Annotated in this window: 21 protein-coding genes; 12 read left to right on the forward strand and 9 right to left on the reverse strand. The window is 76.0% G+C overall.

Features of this window, described 5'->3' with window-relative positions; genetic code table 11:
* Positions 1 to 4: 4 nt before the first annotated feature.
* Together BM165_RS19590 and BM165_RS19595 are read left to right on the forward strand one after the other, a co-directional pair.
* On the forward strand, positions 5 to 673 hold the full coding sequence (locus BM165_RS19590; protein WP_075015221.1) for a DUF429 domain-containing protein: 669 nt from the start codon (positions 5 to 7) through the stop codon (positions 671 to 673).
* Positions 670 to 1,446: an MBL fold metallo-hydrolase gene (locus tag BM165_RS19595; protein WP_244274344.1), complete on the forward strand. Its 777-nt coding sequence runs from the start codon at positions 670 to 672 to the stop codon at positions 1,444 to 1,446. The genes BM165_RS19590 and BM165_RS19595 overlap by 4 nt, the downstream gene beginning before the upstream one ends.
* 16 nt (positions 1,447 to 1,462) lie before the next feature.
* On the opposite strand, the gene BM165_RS19600 is transcribed toward BM165_RS19595, so the two are convergent.
* Positions 1,463 to 2,215 carry an SDR family oxidoreductase gene (locus BM165_RS19600; protein WP_075015313.1) on the reverse strand — a complete coding sequence of 251 codons (753 nt, stop codon included), beginning with the start codon at positions 2,213 to 2,215 and terminating at the stop codon, positions 1,463 to 1,465.
* 72 nt (positions 2,216 to 2,287) lie between these two features.
* Positions 2,288 to 2,950 carry a mycothiol-dependent nitroreductase Rv2466c family protein gene (locus BM165_RS19605; protein WP_075015222.1) on the reverse strand — a complete coding sequence of 221 codons (663 nt, stop codon included), beginning with the start codon at positions 2,948 to 2,950 and terminating at the stop codon, positions 2,288 to 2,290.
* 130 nt (positions 2,951 to 3,080) lie between these two features.
* Here BM165_RS19605 and pepN point away from each other — a divergent pair, with 130 nt between their 5' ends.
* Complete coding sequence (pepN, locus tag BM165_RS19610) at positions 3,081 to 5,630, forward strand: aminopeptidase N (RefSeq protein WP_075015223.1); 2,550 nt, start codon at positions 3,081 to 3,083, stop codon at positions 5,628 to 5,630.
* Positions 5,631 to 5,698: 68 nt separating this feature from the next.
* On the opposite strand, the gene BM165_RS19615 is transcribed toward pepN, so the two are convergent.
* The 3 genes from BM165_RS19615 to BM165_RS19625 are packed head-to-tail and all read right to left on the reverse strand — an operon-like array spanning position 5,699 to position 8,100.
* Positions 5,699 to 6,151, reverse strand: a complete 453-nt coding sequence (locus tag BM165_RS19615; protein WP_075015224.1) for a DUF5130 family protein — start codon at positions 6,149 to 6,151, stop codon at positions 5,699 to 5,701.
* Positions 6,152 to 6,205: 54 nt separating this feature from the next.
* Positions 6,206 to 6,637, reverse strand: a complete 432-nt coding sequence (ctaJ, locus tag BM165_RS19620) for an aa3-type cytochrome oxidase subunit CtaJ (protein ID WP_075015225.1) — start codon at positions 6,635 to 6,637, stop codon at positions 6,206 to 6,208.
* A gap of 29 nt (positions 6,638 to 6,666) precedes the next feature.
* Complete coding sequence (locus BM165_RS19625) at positions 6,667 to 8,100, reverse strand: amidase (protein WP_075015226.1); 1,434 nt, start codon at positions 8,098 to 8,100, stop codon at positions 6,667 to 6,669.
* Positions 8,101 to 8,137: 37 nt separating this feature from the next.
* Between BM165_RS19625 and kynU the strand changes: the two genes are divergently transcribed.
* Positions 8,138 to 9,394 carry a kynureninase gene (kynU, locus tag BM165_RS19630; RefSeq protein WP_075015227.1) on the forward strand — a complete coding sequence of 419 codons (1,257 nt, stop codon included), beginning with the start codon at positions 8,138 to 8,140 and terminating at the stop codon, positions 9,392 to 9,394.
* A gap of 59 nt (positions 9,395 to 9,453) precedes the next feature.
* On the opposite strand, the gene BM165_RS19635 is transcribed toward kynU, so the two are convergent.
* Both BM165_RS19635 and BM165_RS19640 read right to left on the reverse strand, forming a co-directional pair.
* On the reverse strand, positions 9,454 to 10,320 hold the full coding sequence (locus tag BM165_RS19635; protein WP_075015228.1) for an SCO6745 family protein: 867 nt from the start codon (positions 10,318 to 10,320) through the stop codon (positions 9,454 to 9,456).
* On the reverse strand, positions 10,317 to 10,925 hold the full coding sequence (locus BM165_RS19640) for an HNH endonuclease (protein WP_244274345.1): 609 nt from the start codon (positions 10,923 to 10,925) through the stop codon (positions 10,317 to 10,319). The genes BM165_RS19635 and BM165_RS19640 overlap by 4 nt, the downstream gene beginning before the upstream one ends.
* Before the next feature lie 121 nt (positions 10,926 to 11,046).
* Here BM165_RS19640 and BM165_RS19645 point away from each other — a divergent pair, with 121 nt between their 5' ends.
* The 5 genes from BM165_RS19645 (at position 11,047) to BM165_RS19665 (ending at position 17,632) form a co-directional block, all read left to right on the forward strand.
* The gene (locus BM165_RS19645; protein ID WP_075015230.1) at positions 11,047 to 13,164 is read left to right on the forward strand and encodes a prolyl oligopeptidase family serine peptidase; all 2,118 of its coding nucleotides are present in this window, start codon (positions 11,047 to 11,049) and stop codon (positions 13,162 to 13,164) included.
* Between the two features lie 32 nt (positions 13,165 to 13,196).
* Positions 13,197 to 14,219: a mechanosensitive ion channel family protein gene (locus BM165_RS19650; protein ID WP_075015231.1), complete on the forward strand. Its 1,023-nt coding sequence runs from the start codon at positions 13,197 to 13,199 to the stop codon at positions 14,217 to 14,219.
* Positions 14,216 to 15,508, forward strand: coding sequence for an MFS transporter (locus BM165_RS19655; RefSeq protein WP_075015232.1), 1,293 nt, complete (start codon positions 14,216 to 14,218; stop codon positions 15,506 to 15,508). Before BM165_RS19650 ends, BM165_RS19655 begins: the two co-directional genes overlap by 4 nt.
* The gene (locus BM165_RS19660) at positions 15,505 to 15,936 is read left to right on the forward strand and encodes a globin (RefSeq protein WP_075015233.1); all 432 of its coding nucleotides are present in this window, start codon (positions 15,505 to 15,507) and stop codon (positions 15,934 to 15,936) included. Before BM165_RS19655 ends, BM165_RS19660 begins: the two co-directional genes overlap by 4 nt.
* Before the next feature lie 133 nt (positions 15,937 to 16,069).
* Complete coding sequence (locus tag BM165_RS19665) at positions 16,070 to 17,632, forward strand: ATP-binding cassette domain-containing protein (protein ID WP_075015234.1); 1,563 nt, start codon at positions 16,070 to 16,072, stop codon at positions 17,630 to 17,632.
* Positions 17,633 to 17,730: 98 nt separating this feature from the next.
* Here the strand turns inward: BM165_RS19665 and BM165_RS19670 are convergent, their stop codons facing one another.
* Positions 17,731 to 18,099, reverse strand: a complete 369-nt coding sequence (locus BM165_RS19670) for a hypothetical protein (protein WP_075015235.1) — start codon at positions 18,097 to 18,099, stop codon at positions 17,731 to 17,733.
* 666 nt (positions 18,100 to 18,765) lie between these two features.
* On the opposite strand from BM165_RS19670, the gene BM165_RS19675 reads away from it, so the two are divergent.
* Both BM165_RS19675 and BM165_RS19680 read left to right on the forward strand, forming a co-directional pair.
* Positions 18,766 to 19,365 (forward strand): biotin transporter BioY, encoded by a 600-nt coding sequence (locus tag BM165_RS19675; RefSeq protein WP_075015236.1) that lies wholly within the window; start codon positions 18,766 to 18,768, stop codon positions 19,363 to 19,365.
* 103 nt (positions 19,366 to 19,468) lie between these two features.
* On the forward strand, positions 19,469 to 19,909 hold the full coding sequence (locus BM165_RS19680; protein ID WP_075015237.1) for a YccF domain-containing protein: 441 nt from the start codon (positions 19,469 to 19,471) through the stop codon (positions 19,907 to 19,909).
* A gap of 9 nt (positions 19,910 to 19,918) precedes the next feature.
* Here the strand turns inward: BM165_RS19680 and BM165_RS19685 are convergent, their stop codons facing one another.
* Positions 19,919 to 20,332, reverse strand: coding sequence for an acyl-CoA thioesterase (locus BM165_RS19685; RefSeq protein ID WP_075015238.1), 414 nt, complete (start codon positions 20,330 to 20,332; stop codon positions 19,919 to 19,921).
* A 72-nt stretch (positions 20,333 to 20,404) separates the two neighbouring features.
* Here BM165_RS19685 and BM165_RS19690 point away from each other — a divergent pair, with 72 nt between their 5' ends.
* Positions 20,405 to 20,833 carry a protein-tyrosine phosphatase family protein gene (locus BM165_RS19690; RefSeq protein ID WP_075015239.1) on the forward strand — a complete coding sequence of 143 codons (429 nt, stop codon included), beginning with the start codon at positions 20,405 to 20,407 and terminating at the stop codon, positions 20,831 to 20,833.
* The last annotated feature ends 1 nt before the right edge of the window (position 20,834 follow it).

Below are 20,834 nucleotides of genomic sequence, written 5' to 3' on the forward strand. Positions count from 1 at the left end.
CCCCGTGGCGGTTCTCGGGGTCGACGGCTGGCGCGGGCGCTGGGTCGGTGCCCTCCTCGACGGGCGCGCGGTCCGGCTGCTGGACCTGCCCGACGCCGGCGCCGTCCTCGCCGTCCCCGACGTCGAGGTGGTCGCCGTCGACATGCCGATCGGGCTGTCCGACGACGGCCCGCGCGCCTGCGACGTCGCCGCCCGGGCCCGCCTCGGGCGGGCCGGCAGCTCGGTCTTCCCGGCGCCCGTGCGGGCGGTGCTGGCCACCGACGACTACGCCGAGGCGCGCCGGGTCTCCGTCGCCGCCACCGGCGGGACGTCGCTGTCGGCGCAGGCCTTCCAGCTCGTGCGGTCGATCCGGTCCCTCGACGACGCCCTGGGCGACCCGCCCGCCGGCCACGTCGTCGAGGTGCACCCCGAGCTGGCCTTCCGCGCGCTCGACCCCACCGTCGCCGACCCGAAGGGCACCGCGCGCGGGCTGGCGCAGCGGCTGGCGGCGCTGCGCCCGGTGATGGACGTCGACGCCGCGCTGCTCGCCGCGCCGCCGAGGGTCCCGGCCGTCGACGCGCTGGACGCGTGCGCCGCGGCGTGGTCGGCCCGGCGGGTCGCCGACGGCGTCGCCGACTGCCTCGGGGACGGCGCGACCGACGCCCGCGGCCGCCCGATGCGGATCTGCTGGTGACCTTCGCCGAGGTCGCCGACGGGGTGTTCGTCCGCCGGCACGCGTCGCTGGACCTCAACTGCGGGCTGGTGGTCGGCGACGGCGCCTGCCTGGTCGTCGACACCCGCTCCTCCCCCGCCGAGGCCGCCGACCTCCTCGCCGCGGTGCGCCGGGTGACCCCGCACCCGTGGACGGTCGTCAACACCCACGCCCACTTCGACCACTGCTTCGGCAACGCCGCGTTCCGGCCGGCGACCGTCTGGGGCTCGCGCGGGTGCGCGGCGGACCTGCTCGCCACCGGGGAGGCGCAGCGGTCGGCCCGGGTCGCCGAGCTCCTCGCCGGGGGCGACGCCGACGCCGCGGACCAGGTGCGGCGGGCGCCGCTGGACCCGCCGGACGCGCTCGTCGACGACGTCGCGGTGCTCGACGTCGGCGGCGTCGAGGTGGTGCTGCGGTTCCTCGGGCGCGGGCACACCCGGCACGACCTCGTGGTGGAGGTCGACGTGGTGGAGGTCGACGAGCACGTCGTCTTCGCGGGGGACCTGGTGGAGGAGGGCGCGCCGCCGGCGTTCGAGGACGCCTTCCCCGCCGAGTGGCCGGCGACGCTCGGGCGGCTGCACCTGCTCGCGCCGGGCCCGGTCGTGCCCGGGCACGGCGCCGTCGTGGACGCCGGCTTCGTCGGCACCCAGCGGCAGGAGCTGCTGGCCGTGCTGGCGGCCGTCCGGGAGGGCCGGCTCGACCGCGGTCCCTACGACGAGGCGACGATGCGGACGGCCGCCTCGCGGCTCGGGTGAGGCAGCGGGGTCCTCCTCAGGTGAGGCGGCGGACCACCGGCAGTGGCAGGACCCGCAGCAGCGCCGACACCGGGCGCCACGGCCACTCGGGCACGTAGGCGCGCACCGGCTCCCGCTCGATCGCGGCGACGAGGGCGTCGACCCCGGTGTCGAGGTCGACGGTGAACGGGCCGCGCCGGCCGGCGTTCAGCTCGGTGGCGATGTAGCCGGGCAGCACCGTGGTGACCCGGATGCCGGCGCCGAGCAGGTCGGCGCGGATGCCCTCGGCGAGCGCGTTGAGCGCGGCCTTGCTGGCGCCGTAGGCGGTGGCGCGGCGCATGCCGCGGACGGAGGCCACCGAACTGACGACGACCAGGTGACCCGAGCCCTGCGCGCGGAACAGCTCGACCGCGGCCTCGCACTGGGCGTGGGTACCGAGCACGTTGGTGACCAGGACGGCGCGGTTGACCGCCGGCCTCCCGCTGCCGACGGGCGCCCCGTTGCCGATGCCGGCGTTGGCGACGAAGCGGTCGATGCCGCCCAGCTCGGCGGCCAGCGCCGGGACGCCCGCGGCGACGGCCCCGGCGTCGTCGACGTCGATGGCGGCCGTGGCCACCCGGATGCCAGGGGAGGCGGCCAGCAGCTCCCTGCGCAGCTCGTCCAGCAGCGGCCCGCGGCGGGCGACGAGGGCGAGGTCGCGCCCGCGGGCGGCGAACCGGTGGGCCATGCCCCGGCCCAGGCCGGAGCTGGCGCCGGTGATCAGGATGCGCTGGCGGACGGGTCGCGACACGCCCGGCAGCATGTCACCCGCGCACCTCCGCGGATGTGCCCGGTGCACGTCCGCGGAAGTGTGCGGAGGGGTTCACGAGCGGGTCAGCTCGAGCGTGTCGGCCGGCACCGAGGACATGTCCGGGCCGCTGGTGCGGGTGCGCTTGAGCTCCCAGAAGTCGGGGAGGTTGGCGAGCAGGACGGCGCCGTCGAAGGCCTTGCCGGCGTCCTCGCCCGTGGGCACCTGGCTGATGACCGGGCCGAAGAAGGCCACGCCGTCGATGTGCATGACCGGGGTGCCGACGTCGTCGCCGACCGGGTCCATGCCCGCGTGGTGGCTCTTCTCCAGCGCCTCGTCGTAGTCGGTGGAGGTCGCGGCCTGCGCGAGCTCGGCCGGCAGGCCGACCTTCTCCAGCGCCGGCGCGATCAGCTCGTCGAGCTCCCTCTCCTCGTGGTGCCGGAGCGTGCCCATGGCGGTGTAGAGGTCGCCGAGGACCTCGTCGCCGTGCTGCTGGGCGGCGGCGACGGCCACCCGGACCGGGCCCCACGCCTGCTCCATCATCTGCTGGTACTCCGGCGGCAGGTCACGACCGCGGTTGAGCACCGCCAGCGACATGACGTGCCAGTGCAGGTCGATGTCGCGGACCTTCGCCGCCTCGAGCACCCAGCGGCTGGTCAGCCACGCCCACGGACACAGCGGGTCGAACCAGAAGTCGACGCGGGCCCGGGTGGGGGCGCTCTGGACTGCCTCGGTCATCGGTGGTCTCCCTCTCGTGGTCCGGTTCGCCGGCCCGGTGCGGACGGGCCGCTGCCGCTGGCAAGTGCCCCGCGCGGCCGGTTGTTCCCCGTGCCCGCCGGGCGTGTCGGGCGTCCGTAGGCTGCCGGGCGTGGCCGTACCCAACCTGACCCGCGACGACGCCGCCGCGCGCGCCCGCCTGCTGGCCGTCGACAGCTACGACCTGCGCTTCGACCTGACCGACGGCGACGGCCGTCCCGGCGCCGGGACCTTCCGCTCGACGACGACGGTGACGTTCACCTGCCGCGAACCGGGGGCGGGCACGTTCGTCGACCTCGTCGCCGAGACCGTGCGGTCGGCCACGCTCAACGGGGTCGAGCTCGACGTCTCCACCTACACCGAGGAGGGCGGCCTGCCGCTGCCCGGCCTGGCCGCGGAGAACACCCTCGTCGTCGACGCCGACTGCCGGTACTCCAACTCCGGCGAGGGCCTGCACCGCTTCGAGGACCCCGAGGACGGGCAGGTCTACCTCTACACGCACTTCGAGCCGGCCGAGGCCAAGCGCGTCTTCGCCTGCTTCGACCAGCCCGACCTCAAGGGCACCTACGCCGTCCACGTCGTCGCGCCGTTCGACTGGCAGGTCGTCTCCAACACCGGCGGCCGCACCATCGAGGCCGGCCCCGGCGGCTCGCAGCTGGTGCACTTCGAGCCCACGAAGCGGCTCTCGACCTACCTGGTCGCGCTCATCGCCGGGCCCTACGCGCGGGTCACGGACGCCTACGAGGGCATCCCGCTGGCGCTGTACTGCCGCGCCTCGCTGGCCCAGCACCTCGACCCCGAGGAGCTCTTCCGGGTCACCAAGCAGGGCTTCGAGTTCTACCACCGGGTGTTCGACTACCCGTACCCGTTCGACAAGTACGACCAGCTGTTCGTCCCGGAGTTCAACGCCGGCGCCATGGAGAACGCGGGCGCGGTGACGGTGCTGGAGGACTACGTCTTCCGCTCGCGCACCAGCCGCGCCCGCTACGAGCGGCGCGCCGAGACGGTGCTGCACGAGCTCGCGCACATGTGGTTCGGCGACCTCGTGACCATGCGCTGGTGGGACGACCTCTGGCTCAACGAGTCCTTCGCCACCTACATCTCCACGCTGTGCCAGGCCGAGGCCACCGAGTACACGACCGCGTGGACGACGTTCGCCAACACCGAGAAGGCCTGGGCCTACGCGCAGGACCAGCTGCCCTCCACCCACCCGATCGCCGCCGACATGGTCGACGTCGCCGCCGTCGAGGTGAACTTCGACGGGATCACCTACGCCAAGGGCGCCTCGGTGCTCAAGCAGCTGGTGGCCTACGTCGGCCGCGAGGAGTTCCTCGCCGGGATCCGGCAGTACTTCCGCGACCACGAGTACGGCAACACCACGCTGGCCGACCTGCTCGACCCGCTGTCGGCGGCCACCGGCCGGGACCTCTCCGAGTGGTCGGCGCAGTGGCTGGAGACCAGCCAGGTCAACACCCTGCGGCCGGTGTACGAGCTCGACGACGACGGCCGCTACGCCTCCTTCGCGATCGAGCAGACCGCGGTCCCCGAGCACCCGGTGCTGCGCCGGCACCGCCTCGCCGTCGGCCTCTACGACCGCGGGCCCGGCGGGCTGACCCGCACCACCCGCGTCGAGCTCGACGTCGACGGCGCCCGCACCGAGGTGACCGAGCTGCTCGGGCACCCGGCCGCCGACCTCGTGCTGGTCAACGACGACGACCTGACCTACGCCAAGCTCCGCCTCGACGAGCGCTCCCTGGCCACCCTGCGCACCGACATCGGCGCCCTCCCCGACTCGCTGCCGCGGGCGCTGTGCTGGTCGGCGGCGTGGGACATGACCCGCGACGCCGAGCTGCCCGCGCGCGACTGGGTGCAGCTGGTGCTGGCCGGCATCGACGCCGAGACCGAGATCAGCGTGGTGCAGTCGCTGCTGGCCCGGGTGCAGTCGGCGCTGACGTCCTACGTCGACCCGGCCTGGGCCGACACGGGGTGGACGGCGCTGGCGGACAAGGCGCTGCAGGCGCTGGAGGCCGCCGGGCCGGGCAGCGACGAGCAGCTGCAGTGGTCGCGCACGCTGGCCGCGGCCGCCCGGACCGAGGAGCACGCCGCGGTGCTGCGCGGGCTGCTCGACGGCTCGCGCACGGTTGAGGGGCTGGCCGTCGACGCCGACGCCCGCTGGGCCTTCCTCGGCGGGCTGGTCGCGATCGGGGCGGCCGGCGACGCCGAGATCGCCGCCGAGGCCGAGCGCGACGCCACGGCCACCGGCATCCGCCGCGCCGCCACCGCCCGCGCGCTCCGGCCGACCGCGGAGGCCAAGGCGGAGGCCTGGCAGCAGGCCTTCCACGACGCCGACGTGCCCAACGCCGTGCACGAGGCGCTGGTGGCCGGCTTCTGGCACCCGGCGCAGCGCGAGCTGACCGCGGGCTACGTCGAGCGCTACTTCGCCGAGATCGGCCCGATGTGGGAGCGGCGGCCGGGCGAGATCGCCAAGAACGCCGTGCAGTACCTGTTCCCGCCGGTGGTCGAGGAGCGCACACTGCAGGCCGCCGACGCGTGGCTCGGGCAGGAGGGGCACCCCGCTCCCCTGCACCGGCTGGTGTCCGAGGGCCGCGACGGGATCGCCCGCGCCCTGCGCGCCCGGCAGCGGGACGCCGCCGGCAGCTGAGGAACGGAACACGAGAGGCCCAGGACCCGGCGGGGTCCTGGGCCTCTCGCGTTCTGCGGGTCCGTCGTCTAGTGCGTGCGGGCGCCGCGCGGGTGCCCGGCCTGGTCGGACAGCTGGCGGAGGCCGTTGACGATCCCGCCGACGAGGTCGCCGGACGAGAACGAGTTGGTCATCGACAGCACCGCGAGCGCGCAGGCGCGGTCGGGCAGTCGGCGGGCGGCCGAGGCCCCGGTGACCACCTCGATGACCCGCTGCCCCGGCGAGATCGCCAGCAGCACCGAGTCGGCGGGGTCGCCGCCGCGCGCGTGCAGCTCCTCGGCGCGGATGCGGGTCTTGGGGCCGAGGTCACCGATGTAGAGGGTGAACCGCAGGCCGGTCTCGCGCGAGGACATCGTCAGCGCCTCGTCGAGCCGCGCCAGCTCGCGGTAGCTGAAGATCGTGTCGTAACCCTCGTCGGCACGGTTCGGCGCGGTGACGTCCGTTCCGCTGTCGTGGGGTTCGGCATCCAGCACGCGGGTCATCGCCGGCCTCCGGGGTCGGTCGTGGAGTGGAGAGGGAGGGGGTTCACGCTCGGGTCACCAGGTGCCGCGGGCCCCGCCGAGCGGGCCGCCGGGCGCGGGGGCCGGGCCGTCGGCCGAGGCCGCCGTGGCGCCACGGGTGCCGGCGATGACGCTGGAGCCGACGGTGCTCGAACCGGAACCCGAGCCGGACCCCGAGGTGAGCACGCCGGTGCCGTCGCCGGAGGCGCCGTGGCCGGAGCTGATCGACGCCGTCTCGCCGTAGAGCGAGGAGCCGACCGCCTGGGTGTCGCCCTCGCCCGCGGCGTGCGCCGGGGCGTTGCGGGGCTGCGGCTCGTACCAGACCGGCTCGTGGTCCCACGGCTGCCCCGGCTTGTAGACGACGCCTTGGCGCTTGCGACCGCCGGGCAGGTAGGTCAGCGCCCAGAACAGGACGTAGACGGCCAGCGGCGCGACGACAAAGACGAGCAGGGTCTCGACGACGGTCACGCCCGGAATCTACCGCCCACCGTGATCACCTATGCGTCGGCGTCCCAGCACGGCGGGTGGCGATCCGCCCACGGCCGCGCCTCCTCCAGCGAGGCCGCCAGGGCGATCAGCGTGACCTCGTCGGCCGGGCGCCCGACGAGCATGGTGCCCACGGGCAGGCCGTCGTCGGTCCAGTGCAGCGGGACACTGACGGCCGGCTGCCCGGTCACGTTGTAGAGCGCGGTGAACGCGGCGTAGCGCTCGTTGCGCGCGAAGTCCTCGGCGCCGTCGCCGTCGGCGTCGAACCAGCCCAGCGGGCGCGGCGTCATCGTGGTCACCGGCGCCAGCAGGACGTCGAAGGCGTCGACGGCGGCGACGTAGCGCCGGGAGAACAGCCGCAGGACGGTCAGCGCCTCCATCGCCTCCTGCGCGGACAGCGCGAGCCCGCGGGCGCGCAGCTCGCGGGTGAGCGGCCGCAGCTCCGCCACCCGGTCGGCCGGCACCGGCAGCAGCGTCCCGGTCAGCGACCACACCCGCTCGAAGGCGCGCAGCAGGTCGGGGCCCAGCAGGCCGCCCGGCACGTCGACGACCTCGTGGCCGAGGGACTCCAGCAGCCGCGCGGCGTCGTCGAGGGCCGCGGCCACCTCCGGCTGCACGACCGCGCCGGGCATCGGGGACTCCAGGGCCCGGCCGATGCGCAGCCGGCCCACCGGACGGTCGGCAGCGGCGAGGAAGGTCTCGCCGGGCGGCAGCGGCGGCGCCCACGCCGGGTCGCCTGTGACCGGGCCGGCCATGGCGTCCAGCATCGCGGCGGCGTCGCGGACGGTGCGGGCCAGCGGGCCGTTGGTGCCCAGGCCGGTGACGTCGTTGCCGAAGGGGGCGTTGCTGACCCGGCCGCGCGCGGGCTTGACGCCGACCAGTCCGTTGACGCTCGCCGGGATCCGGATCGACCCGCCGCCGTCGCTCCCCTGCGCGAACGGCAGCATGCCGGCGGCCACGGCGACGGCGGCGCCGCCGCTGGAGCCCCCGGCCAGCAGGGCCGGGTCCCAGGGGCAGCGGGCGGGGCCGACCAGGTCGTTGTCGGTGTAGGCGGGGAAACCGAACTCGGGGGTGCTGGTCTTGCCCACGCTGATCGTCCCCGCGGCGGCCAGCCGGGTGACGACGGCGTCGTCGACCGTGGGGACGAAGTCGGCCAGGACGGCGCTGCCGAAGGTGGTGCGCACGCCGGCGGTGCTGTTGAGGTCCTTGATCGCCGTCGGCACGCCGAGCAGCGGCGGCAGGTCGCCGCCGCGCAGCGCCACCCGGTCGGCCTGCGCGGCGGCGGCCAGCGCCCGCTCGGGCGTGACGGTGACGAACGCGCCGAGGCCGGCGTCGAGGGCCTCGACGCGGGCCAGGGCGTGGCGCACCAGCTCGGTGGGGCTCACCTCCCCCGCGCGGACGGCGGCCGCCTGCTCGAGCGCGGTGAGGTCGTGCAGCTGCGTCACGGTCGGCGACGCTAGTGCCGCGGGGTAGACAGGCGCCGTGCAGCTCACCCGTGCCGCCGCCGAGGCGCTCGACGACGCCGATCCGCTGGCCGGCTTCCGCGGCCGGTTCGCCGGCACCGACGACGACGGCCCGGTCTACCTCGACGGCAACTCGCTGGGCCGCATGCCCCTCGACACCCCTGCTGCGCTGGCGCGGGTGGCCGAGCAGGAGTGGGGCCGCGGGCTGGTGGGGTCGTGGGAGACGTGGATCGACGTCGGCACCCGGGTCGGTGACCTGATCGGCACCGGCGTCCTGGGCGCGCGCCCCGGTGAGGTGCTGCTGGCCGACTCCACCTCCGTCGACCTCTACAAGCTGCTCGTGGCCGCCGCCGACGCCCGCCCGGGCCGCGACGTGCTCGTCTGCTGCGCCGACGACTTCCCCACCGACCGCTACGTCGTCGCCGGGGTGGCCGCCGCCCGCGGCATGACCGTCCGCGAGGTGCCCGCCGACGTCGACGAGGGCCTCGACCCGGCGGTGCTCGCCGGCGCGCTCGACGAGCGGGTCGCCGTCGTCGTGCTGTCGGCGGTGGCCTACCGCTCGGGCGCGCTGGCCGACGTCGCGGCGGTGACGGCGGCCGCCCGCGACGCCGGCGCCCTGGTGCTGTGGGACCTCTCGCACGCCGCCGGCGCGGTGGCGCTGGACCTCGCGGCGGACGGCGTCGACCTCGCCGTCGGCTGCACGTACAAGTACCTCAACGGCGGGCCGGGCGCGCCGGCGTTCCTCTACGTGCGGCGGGAGCTGCAGGAGGAGCTGCGCCAGCCGATCTGGGGCTGGTTCGGCCAGCGCGACCAGTTCGGCATGGGCCCGGCCTACGACCCGGTGCCCGGGATCGGCCGCTTCGCCGTCGGGACGCCGCCGGTGCTGGCCGCCGCGGCGGTCGAGGTGGGCGTGCGGCTCGTGGCCGAGGCCGGGATGGACCGGCTCGCGGCCAAGGGCCGGGCGCTGACCGGGCTGCTGGTGGCGCTGGCCGACGCACACCTGGCCCCGCACGGCGTCGCGCTGGCCAGCCCGCGGGACCCGGCGCGGCGGGGGTCGCACGTGACGCTCGCGCACCCGCACGCGTGGCAGCTCACCCGGGCGCTGGTCGACCGCGGCGTGGTGCCCGACTTCCGCACCCCCGACCGCGTCCGGTTCGGCCCCGCACCGCTCTACACCCGGTTCGTCGACGTGTGGGACGCCGTCGACCGGTTCCGCGCGCTGCTCGACGACGGCGGCTGGACCGCCTACCCCGCGGAGCGCTCCCGCGTCACCTGATGAGCGCGGCAGGGGAAGCGATCCCCTCGTCTCGAGGCCCGCGACGTGCGGATCGCCTCCTATGCCGCGTCCGGCGCCACGCCGATCGGGTTGCGGTCGGGGAACAGCCCAGCGGTGACGAGGGCCCGGCGCACGGGCGTGAGCAGCTCGGCCAGCCGGTCGCAGCGCACGTCGCCGATCGCCCGCCAGGGCGCCAGCGCCAGCCGGTCGGTGTCGGCCTCGATCGCGGTGGTCATCGCCAGGCCCTCGGCGCTGAGCCCGTCGCCGTCGAGCCAGCCGCGGGCGGTGAGCTGCCCGACGGCGGCGTCCCAGGCACCGTCGTCCCACCCGCGGGCACGCTGCAGCCACTCGCGGTCGACCCGCCCCGCCGCGGCCACCAGCACGTGCGAAGCCGCGCCGGACACCTCGCGCTCGAGCAGGGCCGCGTTGTGCCCGTCGCCGCGGTGCTCGCGCAGGGTGGTGACCGCCTGCCACAGCGCCAGGTGCGGCTCGTCGGGCGACGGCAGCGCGGCGTTCGCCGCGGCCAGCGGCCGGCCCGGCGCGTCGTCGACCGCCTCCGCCGCGCCCCGGGCCAGCGCCGCGGCCTCCGCCGCCTCCGCCGAGGTCACCCACTCCCCCAGCACCCGGCGCAGCGCGGCGTCCGCCCCGGCCAGCCGCGCCTCGAGGGCGGCGGCCGGGGTCACGGCGTCCCACACGGCGGGCACGCGGCGGGCGACGAAGCCCGGCGCGAAGTTGTAGAAGGTGGCGGTGACGACCGCCGGGCCCACCGGGCCCAGCGGCGCCGCCCGCAGCGCGAAGTAGGTCGACCAGAAGCCGGACAGGCCGGCCGCCTCCCCCGCCGACCGCGCCTCCTCGGCGAAGTAGGTGACCGCGTGCAGCGGCTCGGCCAGCGCCCACAGCCGCCGCCCGGTGCCGGGGGAACTCACGCCGAGACGCTCTCGGGCATGCCGAGCCACTCGTGCCAGCGCGGGTCGACCGTGCGGGCACCCAGCAGCCGCCACGCCGCACCGCTGGGCGTACGCGGCGGGTGCGGCAGCTTCCAGCCCAGCTCGGCCAGCGACCGGTCGGCCTTGGTGTGGTTGCACCGGCGGCACGCGGCGACGACGTTGTCCCAGGTGTGCGTGCCGCCCCGGCTGCGCGGCACGACGTGGTCGATGCTGGTGGCGGAGCTGCCGCAGTAGACGCAGGTCTGCCCGTCGCGCGTGAACACCGCCCGCCGCGACAGCGGCACCTGGGCCGGGTAGGGCACCCGCACGTAGCGCGTGAGCCGCACCACGACGGGTACCGGGAGGCTGAGCCGCTCGGCGTGCACGACCTCGGCGGCGGCGTCGACCGGCACCGCCTTCTCGGCCAGGACCAGCACGATCGCGCGCCGGCTGGACACCACGCACAGCGGCTCGTAGGTGGCGTTGAGGAGCAACGTGGCCGACGTCGTGCCGGACGAGGGCACGGGCAGGCGGGGGACGGGGACGGGGTCGCGCCGCGGACCTGGGTGGCCCGCCGACGACGACCCGGTCGCGGAACGCGACACGGATCACCTCCGGACGCCCCGGACCGCCGTACCGGGGCGGCCCGCGGGCAGCCCCATACTGCCCTGACCGGGGTCACCGGCGCTCGCGGGAACGCACGGGGCTGCCGTTACGGTCGGCCGGGTGCGCTACCCAGACGCCGAACGGCTCGACCTGGTCGAGGACCTGCACGGCCACCGCGTGGCCGACCCCTACCGCTGGCTGGAGGACCCCGCCGACCCCCGGACGCAGGCGTGGACGGCGGCCCAGGACGCCCTCGCCGCCGACGTCCTCGGCTCGCTCCCCCTGCGCCCGGCCTTCGCGGCCCGGCTCGAGCAGCTCGTGCACGCCGGCGCCGTCGGCGTCCCGGTGCACCGGGGCGGCCGCGCGTTCTCCACCCGCCGCGACCCCGGCCAGGAGCACGCCGTCCTGCGGGTCCGCGAGCCCGACGGCACCGTGCGCGTGCTCGTCGACCCGGTGGCGGTCGACCCGTCCGGGACGACGACGCTCGACGCGTGGTCGCCGTCGTGGGAGGGCGACCGGCTGGCCTACCAGCTGTCCACCGGCGGCGACGAGGAGTCGCGGCTGCACGTCCTCGACGTCGCCACCGGCGAGCGGCTCGACGGGCCGGTCGACCGCTGCCGCTACTCCCCCGTCGCCTGGCTGCCCGGCGGCGAGGAGCTCTTCTACGTCCGCCGCCTCGCCCCGGACCGGGTGCCCGCGGGCGAGGAGCAGTTCCACCGCCGCGTCTGGCGCCACCGGGTCGGCGCCGACCCCGACGACGACGTCCTCGTGCACGGCGGCACCTTCGACCCGCCCGCCCTCGACCCCACCAACTACTACGGCGTCCGGGTCAGCGCCGACGGCCGCTGGCTGGTCGTCTCGGCGTCGGCCGGCACCGCACCGCGTGACGACGTCTGGCTGGCCGACCTGACGGGGGACGGCGGGCTGCGGGAGCTGCAGGTCGGCGTCGACGCGCAGACCGCCGCCTGGGTAGCCCGCGACGGCCGGCTGTGGCTGATGAGCGACCGCGGCACCCCGCGCTGGCGGCTCGCCGTCGCCGATCCCGCCGACCCCGCGACCTGGCCTGTGGAGGCGTGGGCCGACGTCGTCCCGCAGTCCGACGACGGCGTGCTGTCCGACGTCGCGCTGGTCGACGGGGCGGACGGGTCGCTGCAGGTGCTCGCCGTCCACTCCGTCGACGCCACCGACCGGCTCTCGGTGTGGGCCGCGGACGGCTCGGGCCGGCTGGCCGACGTGACCGGGCTCCCGCCGGGCAGCGTCTCCGGTGTCAGCACACCGCCCGAGGGCGGGACGACGGCGTGGGTGGGCTACACCGACCACGCGACCCCGCCGTCGGTGCTGCGCTGGGACGCCGCCGACCCGACGGCGCTGGCCGAGGACGAGCGCGCGCCCGTGGCCGGGGAGGTGCCGGAGCTGACCGTCGTGGAGACGCACGCGACCTCGCCCGACGGGACGCCGGTCCACCTGTTCGTGCTGTCGGCTCCGTCCTCGCCCACCCAGCCCCGCCCGGACACCCCCCGCCCGACCGTGCTCTACGGCTACGGCGGGTTCAACGTCCCGCTCACCCCGTCCTACTCGGCGCAGGCGCTCGCCTGGGTCGCCGCCGGCGGCGTGTGGGCGGTGGCCAACCTCCGTGGCGGCTCCGAGCACGGCGAGGAGTGGCACCGCGCGGGCATGCGCGAGCGCAAGCAGAACGTCTTCGACGACTTCGCCGCAGCCGGGGAGCACCTGGTCGCGCAGGGCTGGACGACGCACGGGCAGCTCGCGGTGATGGGCGGGTCCAACGGCGGCCTGCTCGTGGGCGCCACGCTGACCCAGCGGCCCGGCCTCGCCGCGGGCGTCGTGTGCAGCGCGCCGCTGCTGGACATGGTCCGCTACGAGCGCTTCGGCCTGGGCCGCACCTGGAACGACGAGTACGGCACCGCCGACGACCCCGTGGAGCTCGGCTGGCTTCTCGCCTACTCGCCGTACCACAACGTGCGCGAGGGCACCGCCTACCCGGCGACGCTGTTCACGACCTTCGAGTCCGACACCCGGGTCGACCCCCTGCACGCGCGCAAGCTCGCCGCCGCGCTGCAGGCGGCCACCGCCGGCGACGCCCCGGTGGTGCTGCGGCGGGAGACCTCCGTCGGCCACGGGGCGCGTGCGGTGAGCCGCACCGTCGGACTGGCCGCCGACCAGCTGGCGTTCCTCGCGGCGGCCACCGGACTGTCGGACCGGAGCGTGCCGGGCTCCTGACATCTCGTGCAAACCTGACACCATGGGCGGTGATGACTGACGCACCCTCCGTAGTTGCCGCTGACGGCGGCCTCGCCGGCGCCATGCCCGACTGCGTCTCCGACCCGGCCACCCTCTGCGCCCGGGTCTACGAGCTGTCCGGCGTCGACTGGCTGGCCACCCACGCCGACGCCCTGATCGCCACGCCGGCGAGGATCCTGCTGGTCCTCGTGCTCGCCGCGGTCGTGCGGGCGCTCCTGCACCGGGGCATCCGGCGGCTCACCGACCGCACGGCCACCGGCTCGATGCCGACCATCCTGCGGCCGTGGCGCAACCGGGTCCGGGCCGCCGACCCCGACGGGGTGGAGACGATCGCCCAGCGGCGCACGCAGCGGGCCGAGGCGATCGGGTCGGTGCTGCGCAGCGTCGCGTCGTTCGTCGTCATGGGCATCGCCGTCGTGTTGGTGCTCGGCGAGCTCGGGGTGAACCTGGCGCCGATCATCGCCAGCGCCGGCGTCGTCGGCGTCGCGCTCGGCTTCGGCGCGCAGAACCTGGTCAAGGACTTCATCGCCGGGATCGGCATCATCCTCGAGGACCAGTACGGCGTCGGGGACGTCGTCGACCTGGGCGAGGCCAGCGGCACCGTGGAGGCCGTCGGGCTGCGGATCACCCGACTGCGCGACGTCAACGGCGTCGTCTGGTACGCACGCAACGGCGAGATCCTGCGGGTCGGCAACAAGAGCCAGGGCTACGCGCAGGTCGTCATCGACATGCCGGTGGCGCACGACACCGACCTCGAGCGCTGCCGCACGGTGATGCAGGAGGTCGCCGACGCGATGTACGCCGAGGAGGAGTGGGCTGCGGTGCTGCTGGCCGAGCCGGAGTCCCTGGGGGTCGAGCAGATCCTCTCCGAGGGCGTCTTCATGCGGGTCCAGGTGCGCTCGACCAACGCCGACCAGTGGCGGGTCGGCCGGGAGCTGCGCCTGCGGCTCAAGGAGCGGTTCGTGGTCGAGGGGATCCGGACGCCCCCGCCGCTGATCGGCGCCACCGCGGCCGGCGCGGCCGGCGCCCGATGAGCGCGGGGGACCCAGCCGGCGGCGACGGGCGCCCGAGCTTCCGGGCGGTCTTCGCCGTCGACGAGTTCCGGCCGCTGTTCGGCACGTTCACGCTGTCGACCATCGGCGACGAGCTCGCCCGCGTCGCCCTCACCGTCCTCGTCTACCAGCGCACGGACTCGCCGCTGCTGGCGGCGTTCACCTTCGCGCTGAGCTTCCTGCCGTGGGCGGTGGGCGGGCCGGTGCTCGCGACGCTGGCCGACCGCTTCCCCCGGCACCGCGTGCTCATCACCAGCGACGTCCTCCGGGCGGGCCTGGTGGCGCTCATGGCGGTCCCCGGCACGCCCCTGGCTGTGCTCGTGGCGCTGCTGTTCGCCGTCTCCCTCTGCGCGCCGCCGTTCGAGTCGGCCCGCTCCGCGCTCATGGCCGACGTCCTCGAGGGCGAGCGCTACGCGGTCGCGACCTCGCTGACCAACGTGAGCCTGCAGCTGGCGCAGGTGATCGGGTTCGTCGCCGCCGGCGCGCTGGTCACCGCGTTCAGCCCGTCGGTGGTGCTGCTGCTCGACGCGGCGACCTTCGCCGTCTCGGCCCTGTGGCTCGCGGTCGGCCTGCAGCGGCGCCCGGCGCCCGTCGAGTCCTCCGGGGAGCCCTCGTCGGTGTGGCGGGAGGCCGGCGAGGGGCTGCGGCTGATCGGCGGCAGCCCGCGGCTGCTGGCGATCATCGCGCTGCTGTGGACGGGCACGCTGTTCGCCAACGCCGCCGAGGGCATCGCCGCGCCGCTGACCGACGACCTCGGCGAGGGCGCGGTCGCGCTGGGCGTGCTGCTGGCGGCCAACCCGATGGGCGTCACGATCGGCGGCCTCGTCGTCGCCCGGCTGCTCGGGACCGCGCGCAGCGAGCGCCTCCTGCCGGCGCTGGTCGTGCTGTCCCTGGCACCGGTGCTCCTCGCCGGGCTGGTCGCGCTGGCGGCCGGCCCGGGGCGCGGGGCGTACGTGCTCGTCGTCGGCCTGCTGTTCGTCGCCGGCCTGGGCGCCTCGTGGACGATCCCGCTCAACGTGGCCTTCGTGCAGGCGGTGCCGCCGGCGATGCGCGGGCGGGCCTTCGGCGTGGCCGTCAGCGGCCTCTACGGCGTGCAGGGCCTGGGTGCCCTCGGCGCCGGCCTGGCCGCCGAGGGGGTGCCGGCCGCCGCGGTCGTGGCGATCGCGGGGGGCGTCGGGCTGGTCGCCGTCGTCCCGTGCCTGCTGGCCCTCGTGCGCAGCCGACCCGGCGTGGCGGGACGGCACCGGGCTGCGGGACCATCGGTGCCATGAGCGAGGCGAGCCGGTCCCTGCCCTCGGCACGGACCTTCTACGAGGAGGTCGGTGGCGAGCCGGTCTTCGGTGCGCTGGTCGCCCGCTTCTACGAGGGCGTCCGGTCCGACCCGGTGCTGGCACCGCTCTACCCCCAGGACGACTGGGAGGGCGCCGAGACCCGGCTGCGCCGCTTCCTCGAGCAGTACTGGGGCGGCCCGACCACCTACTCCCAGCAGCGCGGCCACCCGCGGCTGCGCATGCGGCACGCCCCCTTCGCCATCGGCCCGGCCGAGCGCGACGCGTGGCTGCGGCACATGCGCGACGCCGTCGACTCCCTCGACCTGACCGCCGAGCAGGACGCCACCCTGTGGGGCTACCTGACGATGGCCGCGCGCAGCATGCAGAACCGGTTCCCCGACGAGGTGGGCGGCGACCTCTCCCCGTGACCGCCCCGTTCCGGGGGTCGGCGACGGCCGGCACGGGTAGCATCCGTACCGGAACACAGCGTCGCGGGGGACGCTGGAAACACGGCCTCCGACCGGTCTCGGGGGCCCGCTCCCGGGGGAGGCCCGCCCACCCATGACGCTGCTGCAGGTCCAGGGCCTGACGAAGTCCTTCGGGGCCAGGCGGGTCCTGCGGGACGTGTCCTTCAGCGTGGGCGAGGGCGAGATCGTCGGGCTCGTCGGCACCAACGGCGCCGGCAAGTCGACCCTCGGCGACGTGCTCGCCGGCATCACCGCGGCCGACGGCGGGACGATGACCCTGATGGGGCACCCCTACGCCCCGCTGTCGGTGGAGGACGCCCGGCACCTCGGCGTCGGGGTCGTGCAGCAGCTCGTCCGCATCGACCCCGGGCTGACCGTCGCCCAGGCCGTCTTCCGCGGCACCGCGCAGGCCGGGCGGCCCCAGGCGGAGCTGCGCCCGCAGGCCCAGGTGCTGCTCGCCGAGGTCGCCCTCGACGTCGACCCCGACACCCTCATCGGGGACCTGCCGCACTTCGTGCACGGTCTGGTCGAGACCGCGCGCGTGCTCGCCGAGGACACGCGGCTGGTCGTGCTCGACGAGGTGTCGGCCGCGCTGCTGCCACTGGAGGTCAGCCGCCTGCACGCCGTCACCGGGCGGCTGAGCCGGCAGGGCCGCGGCGTCCTCTACATCAGCCACCGGCTGCCGGAGATGCTCGAGGTGGTCGACCGGGTGCTGGTCCTGCGCGAGGGCCGGATCGCCCTGGACAGCGCGAGCGCCGACCTCGACCCCGTCCGACTGGCCGCGGAGACCGTGGGCGCCCCGGTGACCCTGCCGCCGCCGCGGGTGGCGTCGGTGGCCCCGCCCGCCCCGCAGGGGTCCCCCGCCGGCGACGACGCCCCGCAGGAGCTCGTGCCCGCGCGGGCCACCGCACGGCCGCTCCCCGCCCAGGACGAGGTGGCCCTGCAGGTGCGCAACCTGCGCGTGCCCGGCCGCGTCGAGGGCGTCGACCTGCTGCTGCACCGCGGCGAGGTCATCGGGCTGACCGGGCACCGCTCCTCCGGGGTCGCCGAGATCGCCGACGCCCTCACCGGGGAGCTGCCGGCGGTCACCGACGAGCTGCTGCTGCACGGCGAGCCCCGCTCGCTCGGCCCGGCCGACGACCGCGGCCTGCGGCTGCCGGCCTACCACCCCGACGAGGACGCCTACGGCGTCGACCCCGGCGAGACGATCGCCCGGACCCTCACCCAGGAGGCCTGGGGCGCGCTGACCGACATCCGCAAGGAGATCGCCTCGCTGCGCGGCGTGATCCGGACGGTGCACCGGCTCGACGTCAAGACGCTGAGCATCAGCACCGTCTTCGGCGCGCTCTCCGGCGGGGACCAGCACAAGCTGGCGCTGGCGCGGTGGATGGCCTCGGCCCACGACGTCGTCGTGCTCCACGAGCCCACCCGCGGCCTCGACGTGCGGGCCCGCATGCAGGTGCGGCAACTGCTCGACGAGGCCACCGCGCACGGGACGTCGGTCGTCGTCGTGTCGGTCGACCCCGACGAGCTCGCCGAGTGCTGTGACCGCGTGGGCATCGTGTCCGGGGGCCGCGTCGCCCGCTGGATCGACACCCGCGAGCTCGCCGTCGACGCGGTGCGCGACCGCATCGTCGAGGCGGCCACCGCGGCGTAGGAGCGGGACCGGATCACCCCGCACCGGTCATCCCGCACCGGCCGTGCCGGTGCCGACGCCCGGCCCTGCCTCCGTCCGGGCCGGGCGTCGGCGGCCGCTCAGACGCTGACCGTCGCCGCGACGGCCCGCAGCTTGTGCCGCGCGAGCGCGAGGTTCGCGGTGACCCGGTTGAGCACGAGGTAGATGAACAGGCCGGCGTTGCCCTGGCCCTTGAGCACGTTGATCAGGTGGTACTGGTTCTGCAGCGTGATCAGGATGTCCTCGACCTCCTCCTTGATCTCGAGGTCGTTGATCGTGCGGAGCTTCGCGCGGATCACGTTGGAGTTCCCCGCGGCCGCGACGTTGAGGTCGAAGCCGGGGGTGCCGCCGAAGGCGAGGGCCATGCCGCTGTCGATGTCGACGATCGCGGCGCCGTTGGCACCCTCGATGGCGAGCAGCTCGGCGATGACGTTGTCCAGTTGTGCCACGGGTGGGGCTCCTGTCGTCTCGAGGGGGGGACGCAGCGGGGCGCTGCGCACCGGGTCCGGAGAGGACCCGGGTCGACCGGACGGACCGGACGTCTCTGTGTGTGCGGCCCGCGGGGGGAGCGCCGCGTCGTGCGGCGCACCGGGCGGGTCGCGGTGCGGGACTCCCCCGTCGACGGCGGGTGACGGGTCCGGGGGCGGGGCGACCCGGGTCGGCGCGTCCGGCCCGGACCCGCCGCCGCGGAGGCGGTCGGGCTCCGGTGGCCGCTCCGCGGGCGGCTCCTGCGGTGCGGGGCGTCCCCACGACCACAGCGACGCCCACCACCCGGTTGCCATGCCAGTCGTTTCCGCCTGTTCCTGCCTTCGCCGAGGGGCCCAGGAACCCCAGACAACACGGCGCCCGGAGGCCCGGCAAACCGGCGGACGTATCTGCAGGTGAGCGCGCCGCCACCGAACGCGACCGGCCCGGAGGGCCCCGCGGAGGGGCCGGGACACCCCTACCGCGGCCCGCACGGGCTCCGCGACGGCGATCCCCCGGGGGTCAGGGCCGCCGGCGCGGACGGGGTCCCGGGCCCGCGCGACCGCAGGTTGGTCGCCGGTGGCCGGTAGGGCAGACTCGGCGCGTTCCCGCGGCGCCCGGCCGGTGCCGCCCCGCCCTCAGGAGGATCCTTGGCCACCGCTTCCGTGCCGGCGTTCCCCACCCGGCCGCTCGTCCTCGCCGACCTGGTGCCCGCCGTCCGGGCCCGCAACGTCGTCCTGGTCGCGCTGGGCGTGCTGTTCACCGCCCTGCTCGCGCAGGTCTCGGTGCCGGTGCCCGGCTCGCCGGTCCCGGTGACCGGGCAGACCCTCGCCGTGGTGCTCACCGCCGCCAGCCTCGGCCCGGCGCGGGGCGTGTCCGTGCAGGTCGTCTACATCCTCGCCGCCCTGGTCGGGCTGCCGTTCTACTCGGAGGCCTCCGGCGGCTGGGACGTCGTCGTCGGCGCGACCGGCGGCTACGTCTTCGGCTTCATCCCGGCCGCGTACCTCATCGGCCTGGCCGCCCGGCACGGTGCCGACCGGCGCTTCCGCACCTCGGTGCCGCTGTTCGTGGCCGGCCAGGCGGTCGTCTTCGCCGTCGGCGTGCCGTGGCTGGCCCTGGCCACCGGCATGAGCGCCGCGCAGGCGCTGGAGGCGGGCTTCTACCCGTTCATCCTCGGCGGGCTGGTCAAGGCCGCCGTCGCCGCGGCCGTCCTCGGGGGCGCCTGGCGGGTGGCGCGCCACCGGAGCTGACCCCGGCCGTACCGCGTCGTGCCCTGCTCCCCCTCGGGAGCGGGGCACGACGCGTTCGGCGGCCGCCGCGGAACCCGGCGGCGCCGTGGTCCGTGGACTGGGTGTGGACACCCTCCGCACACTGCTCAACCTGGTCTGGCTGGTCCTGCACGGCTGGCTGCTCGCCCTCGCCTACGCCCTCGCCGGCGTCGTCGCCTGCCTGTTCGTGGTGACCATCCCGTTCGGCATCGCGGCGTTCCGGCTGGCCGGGTTCGTGGTGTGGCCCTTCGGCCGGACGACGGTGCGCGCACCTGGCGCCGGGGTGGCCTCGGCGGTGGGGAACCTCGTGTGGTTCCTCGTGGCGGGCTGGTGGCTGGCGCTGGTGCACCTGGTCGCCGGCATCGCGTTCTGCCTGACGGTCGTCGGCATCCCGTTCGGGGTCGCGTCGTTCAGGCTGGCCGCCGTCGGGCTGTTCCCGCTGGGCAAGCGGGTGGTCGACTCGGCGCCGCCGCGCGACTGGATGCACGCCGGCAGCAGCGTGGCGCAGGCGGCGCCGCTGCGCTGACGCCGGGCGTCACTCCCCCGGCTCGTCCTCCCAGCGGGCGAGGAACTCCCGCTCGTCCGCGCTGAGCCGGCGGGGCCGGTCGATGGTGAAGTCGAAGGGCACGAGCAGCGTGCTGCCGGTGACGGCGAGGCGCTCGTGGTCGAAGACCTCGTAGTGGCAGGTGAACGCGGCGGCGCGCACGTCCGACACCCAGATCTGGACGTCGAGCGGGCGGGCGGAGTAGACGACCGGCAGCTTGTAGCGGATCTCGTGCGCGGCGACGACCGTGCCGCGGCGCAGGCCGGTCCGCTCCTCCAGCGACGCCCGCTCGAAGAACAGCGCCACGCGGGCCATCTCGAAGTACTGCAGGTGGACGACGTTGTTGACGTGGCCGTAGGCGTCCATGTCCGACCAGCGCATCGGGACCTGCACCGTGTACCGCACGGTGCGACACCCTGCCGCACGTCCGCTCGCGCCGTCGACGCGGTCACGGGCGCACCGTCCTACGGTGCCGTCGTGGGCACCTGGGACGACGGCGGACCGGGTGTCGTCGTCCTGCCGTCGGGACGCCGGGTACGCGGCCGCGGGCTCCGCGCGCCGGTGCCCGCCGGACCGCTCCCCTCGTTCGGCGTCTACCTGCTGGGCCGGCCACCGGGCGCCCTCGGCTGGGAGAGCCGGTGGGTGCGCTGGCCGGACTTCCGGCTGCCCGCCGACCCCGCCGCCCTGCGCGCGGCCCTGACCGAGGTGTGGGAGCGGTCGGCCGGCGAGCGGGTCGAGATCGCCTGCGGCGGTGGGACCGGACGGACCGGGACGGCGCTGGCCTGCCTGGCCGTCCTCGACGGCGTGCCGGCCGCCGAGGCCGTGGCCCTCGTCCGCCGCGTCTACCGCCCGCGCGCGGTGGAGACCCGCCGTCAGGCCCGGTTCGTGGCCGGCTTCGGACCCTGAG

It is taken from the genome of Geodermatophilus obscurus (assembly GCF_900115395.1).
Classification (GTDB): domain Bacteria; phylum Actinomycetota; class Actinomycetes; order Mycobacteriales; family Geodermatophilaceae; genus Geodermatophilus; species Geodermatophilus obscurus_B.